Genomic DNA, 5,277 nt, shown 5'->3' with positions numbered 1-5,277 from the left:
AGCGGCGTGCGGTGGTAGAGGTATTCTTCGCGGTTCCACTCCAGTGCCGGAATCCACCATGCGGTGGCGGGTCGTGCGATGGAAAATTCGGTCAACTCTTCGACGATTTGCGCTTCCTGCAATTTGGGTTGCCTGGGCACGTCGTAGCGAAAGCCAACGCCATCATCGAATACCCGGAACACCATGTCGAACTGGCGGTGATCCATGTCTTTTTCGATGAAACTGGCGCGTAGCTCGTTGTAATGATCCCGCACGAAACGGCGCTCACCCCAAGGCTGCTCCCAGGTGTCGTCCTGGCTGCGTGTCGCTTGTTTTTCCAGTTGCAAGTTGCGCATCAGCTGACGGCTATTACGAAAGATGAAGCCCAAGCGCGAATCGTTGATGACGGGTTTGCCATCCCGCAAGACGCGATACGCAAGCCGCCCTTCGCCATTCAAATCCAACTGCACTTGGATGCGACCATCCGGCGATTGCACCTGCGCCACGTGTTCGGCATGGGCAAACCCAGGAAAAGCCAACGCCAACACCAATGCATACGAAAGGAATTTCATCGCATCAGCCCTGCCCGTTGAATGTTGAAACCGCCACACCGCGTGGCGGAAGGTGCAATGTGTGCACCGCAATGGTGGCCGTGGACATCCCCGGTACATCCAGCAGGTCGGTGCCGGGATAACCCGCCCATTCCACTGCGGCATCGGAAAGATTGAACGTCACCAACAAGCGCTGTTCATCGGTTTCGCGCACGAATGCCAATACGTTGTCCGGTGCCGGCATAAAGGCGATTGCACCGTACAACAGCGCCGGTTGCACCTTCCGCCATTGCAGGAACGCACGCGCGGCATGTAGCACGGATGCCGGTGCGGCTTCCTGCGCAGCCACACTCCGCAGGCGGTGTGCTTCCGACACCGGCAACCAAGCTGCGACACTGCTGAAACCCGCATCGGCGCTGCTATCCCATGGCATTGGCGTGCGGCAGCCATCACGACCTTTGAAGTTGGGCCAGAAGGTTTTTCCATAAGGGTCTTGCAGTGCTTCAAACGGCACGTCGGCCTCCGGCAAGCCCAGTTCTTCACCCTGATACAAACACACCGAACCACGCAGCGAACACACCAAGGCAATCAATTGTTTGGCCAAGGTATCGTCGGCATGCTGCCCGCCCCAGCGCGTTACCGCACGCTGCACATCGTGGTTGGAAATAGCCCAGCACGGCCAGCCTTCGGTGAGTTTTGCTTCCAGTGCTTCTACGGTGCAGCGGATGTAGGCCGCGCTGCTGTCATTGGTCAGCAATTCAAAGCTATAGCCCATGTGCAAGCGTGTGGGTGTGCAGTATTCGGCTGTCGTTGTCAGTGAATCCTCTGACGATATTTCGCCCAACGCGCCAGCATCCGGATAACGATCAAGCAGCGTACGCACATCTTCCAGCAACCCCAGATTTTCTGGCCGGGTGTTGTTGTAGATGTGGTACTGGAAGGCGTAGGGGTTATCCGGGCTGAAGCCGCGCCCCGTGCGCAGCTCGACGGGCTTGGCGGGGTTGTCGCGCAATTGCGCGTCATGGAACGGGAAGTTGATGGAGTCTAGGCGAAAGCCATCCACGCCGCGGTCCAGCCAGAACTTCAGGTTGTCCAGCTGCGCTGCACGCACATCGGGATTGTGGAAATTGAGCTGCGGCTGCGAATTCAAGAAGTTGTGAAGGTAGTACTGGCCGCGGCGCGGCTCCCATGTCCATGCCACGCCGCCAAACAGTGACATCCAGTTATTCGGTGGCGTGCCATCGGGTTTGGCGTCGGCCCACACAAACCAGTCGGCCTTGGGGTTGCTGCGGTTTTGCCGGCTTTCACGAAACCATGGGTGTTCGATCGAACAATGCGCAAGCACTTGGTCGATCATCACTTTCAAGCCCAATGTGTGTGCTTTTTCCAGCACCCGATCAAAATCTTCCAAGGTGCCAAACAATGGGTCGACGTCGCGAAAATCAGCGATGTCATAGCCAAAATCAGCCATTGGCGAGGTGAAGAATGGCGAGATCCAAATCGCGTCCACACCGAGTGAAGCGATGTAGTCGAGCTTTGCCAAAATGCCCGGCAAATCGCCCACACCATCGCCATTGGTGTCCAGAAAACTGCGCGGGTAGATCTGATAGATCACCGCGCCGCGCCACCAGTTTTGCACTGTCATCTTCGCCCCACATCCCTGCATTCGGCTTGGACTATGCCGGGCAAGGCCGTGCTTGTGCAGCGCTTGCCGCGTGAATACGTTTACACAGCGCAACGCGTGCTGGCTGCGGTATATCTGCGGCACGTATTGCAACCACCATCTTGGGCACAGGGGCTTCCATGCACGCAGGCACTGCCAAACCGCCGCTTTCGTTCTGGCAAATCTGGAATATGTGCTTCGGGTTTTTGGGCATCCAATTTGGGTTTGCCCTGCAAAACGCCAATGTCAGCCGCATTTTCCAGACTCTTGGCGCAGGCATGGATGACATCCCCATCTTGTGGGTGGCCGCGCCGTTGACGGGCCTGTTGGTGCAACCATTGATTGGCTATCTCTCCGATCGTACCTGGACACGGCTGGGCCGCCGCCGGCCTTACTTTTTAGTCGGCGCGGTGTTGGCATCGCTGGCCTTGTTCGCCTTCCCCAATGTGCCCGCGTTGTGGATCGCCGCCGGCATGTTGTGGGTGCTGGATGCCTCGATCAATATTTCGATGGAGCCGTTCCGTGCATTTGTGGGCGATCAATTGCCCCCGACGCAGCGTCCCGCCGGGTTTGCGATGCAGAGTTTTTTCATTGGCGTAGGCTCGGTGGTCGCCAGCGCCCTGCCCTTTGTGCTGGAAAAAATGGGCGTGGCCAATACTGCTGCGACGGGGCAGATTCCCGATACCGTGCGCTATGCGTTCTATGCCGGCGGCGTGGCCTTGTTGGGCGCCATTGGCTGGACGGTACTGCGTACCCGCGAATATCCGCCGGAAGCGCTGGCGCATTGGGATGCCGCACCCACACAGGCAAGCCGCAGCCATCACACCGTGCTGATCCGCAGCCTTGCTTGCATTGCCATCGTTGCCGGCCTGCTGTTGGCCGCCGTGGTGGAAAGCCGCACGCTGGACAAGGCGCTGTACATCCTCGCCGGCTTGCTCTGCGGCTTCGGGCTGGCCTTTCTGGTGCGCACCTTCCTAACTGCCGATAACGCCTTTACCCGCATCCTGGATGATGTGCGCGACATGCCACCGGCAATGGCGCAATTGGCGGTGGTGCAATTCTTCTCTTGGTTTGCATTGTTTGCGATGTGGATCTACACCACCGCCGCGGTCACCGAAGTGCATTTTGGCAGCACCGATCCGGCCTCGGCTGCCTACAACGCCGGTGCCAATTGGGTGGGGGTATTGTTTGCCGCCTACAACGGGTTTGCCGCGCTGGCCGCTGTGGTGATTCCGTGGATGGCGCGCCGCCTTGGGTTGCGCATAAGCCACCTGCTGAACGCGGTACTGGGCGGGTTGGGCTTGCTGTCGATTGGTTGGATCCATGACCCGCATTGGCTCTTGCTGTCGATGCTGGGCGTGGGCTTTGCATGGGCGTCGATCCTGTCACTGCCCTACGCAATGCTGTCCGACAGCGTGCCTGCCGCCAAGATGGGCACCTACATGGGCATCTTCAATTTCTTCATCGTGATTCCGCAGTTGGTCGCCGCAAGCTTGTTGGGCTTTCTGCTGAAAACCTTGCTGGGCGGTCACCCCATCCATGCGCTGGCAATTGGCGGCGCCAGCATGATTGTGGCCGGCCTGTGTGTATTGCGGGTGCGTCTGCCCACCGAGAAAACCGCATGAGGACTGTCGTGATGCGCCGTTCGCTTACCCTCTCCATCCTTGCCAGCGGCTTGCTTGCCGCCTGCGCCTTTGCTGCACCGCGCAACCACGCGCAAGCCACCCAGGACTACTACGGCACGCTGGAACCCTTTGCCAGTCAAGCGGTGTACTTCGTGATGACCGACCGCTTCGTCAATGGCGATCCCGCCAACGACCAGCGCGACCAAGGCGGCGCGCTGCACACCTTCAACATTCCGCTGCCACCCTGCAATGGCGTATCCGGCAACATCGGCTACATGGGCGGCGACTTCAAAGGTATCGCCGATCATCTGGACTACATCCACGCAATGGGCTTCACCTCGGTATGGATCACGCCCATCGTGGATAACCCCGACGAAAGTTTCACCGGCGGTGTTGCACCCACCTGTGGCGGCATCCTCGCGGATAAAGGCAAGACCGGCTACCACGGCTATTGGGGAGTGAATTTCTACAAGGTCGATGAACACCTGCCCAGCCCCGGCATGGGTTTTCGCGACCTGTCCAAAGCCATGCACGCCAAGGGCATGAAGCTGGTGCTGGACATCGTGGGCAATCACGGTTCTCCGGCATGGGGGATGGCGTTTGATCAGCCCCAATTCGGCAAACTTTATGACCAAACCGGCAAACTGGTGGCCGACCATCAAAACCTGCCACCGCAACAACTCGACCCCGTGCATAATCCGCTGCACCGCTTCTACAACACCCGTGGGCCGGTGGATGGCGACAAGGGCTCGATCTTCGATGGCAACCTGGCCCAGCTGTCGGACTTGAACGAACACAACCCGGATGTCCTGAACTATCTGGCCGGCGCCTACGAGCAGTGGATCGAGCAAGGCGCAGACGCCTTTCGTATCGACACCATCGCGTGGATGCCCGATCGCTTCTGGCAACAATTCACCACCCGCATCCGCAGCAAACACCCGGGCTTTTTCATGTTTGGCGAAGCCTTCGACTACAACGCCAACACGATTGCCCAGCACACCCTGCGCGGCCACGGCGAAACCAGCGTGCTGGATTTTCCGATGAAGCAGGCGATGGAAGGGGTGTTTGGACGCAAGCAGCAAGGCTTCGAGCGCATGGCCGAATCCTTGCACCTGACCGGCGGGCCGTATGCCAACCCGTATGACTTGGCCACGTTTTACGACAATCACGATATGCCACGGCTGGACGCCAGCGACAACGGCTTTATCGACGCACACAACTGGCTATTCACCGCGCGCGGGATTCCGGTGGTGTATTACGGCTCCGAAATGGGCTTCATGCGTGGCCGCCCCGAGCATGGCGGCAACCGCAATTATTTTGGCGTGGACGGCATTGCACAGGCCAGTAAAAGCCCCATCCACGCGGCACTGACCCGGATTGCCAATCTGCGTGCCCACACCCCCGCCTTGCAACGCGGCGTGCAGTTGGATATCGAACTGCAAGGCAACCGCGCCGCGTT

The 5,277-nt window shown here is 59.1% G+C and carries 4 protein-coding genes; 2 read left to right on the top strand and 2 right to left on the bottom strand.

The window, feature by feature from the left end:
- Both PK789_RS03220 and PK789_RS03215 read right to left on the bottom strand, forming a co-directional pair.
- Nucleotides 1-551 (bottom strand): glycoside hydrolase family 97 N-terminal domain-containing protein (locus tag PK789_RS03220; protein ID WP_324307035.1); only part of this gene is annotated, 551 nt, incomplete at its 3' end.
- 4 nt (nt 552-555) lie between these two features.
- Nucleotides 556-2,175: an alpha-glucosidase family protein gene (locus tag PK789_RS03215; RefSeq protein ID WP_324306977.1), complete on the bottom strand. Its 1,620-nt coding sequence runs from the start codon at nt 2,173-2,175 to the stop codon at nt 556-558.
- 158 nt (nt 2,176-2,333) lie between these two features.
- On the opposite strand from PK789_RS03215, the gene PK789_RS03210 reads away from it, so the two are divergent.
- Nucleotides 2,334-3,818 (top strand): MFS transporter, encoded by a 1,485-nt coding sequence (locus PK789_RS03210; protein WP_324306975.1) that lies wholly within the window; start codon nt 2,334-2,336, stop codon nt 3,816-3,818.
- 11 nt (nt 3,819-3,829) lie between these two features.
- On the top strand, nt 3,830-5,277 hold a 1,448-nt coding region (locus PK789_RS03205; protein WP_324306973.1), incomplete at its 3' end, for an alpha-amylase family glycosyl hydrolase.

Source organism: Thermomonas sp. (genome assembly GCF_035369645.1).
Lineage (GTDB): Bacteria > Pseudomonadota > Gammaproteobacteria > Xanthomonadales > Xanthomonadaceae > Thermomonas.
The sequence above is the reverse complement of the archived record's forward strand: the minus strand, read 5'-3'. Positions and strand labels throughout refer to the sequence as shown.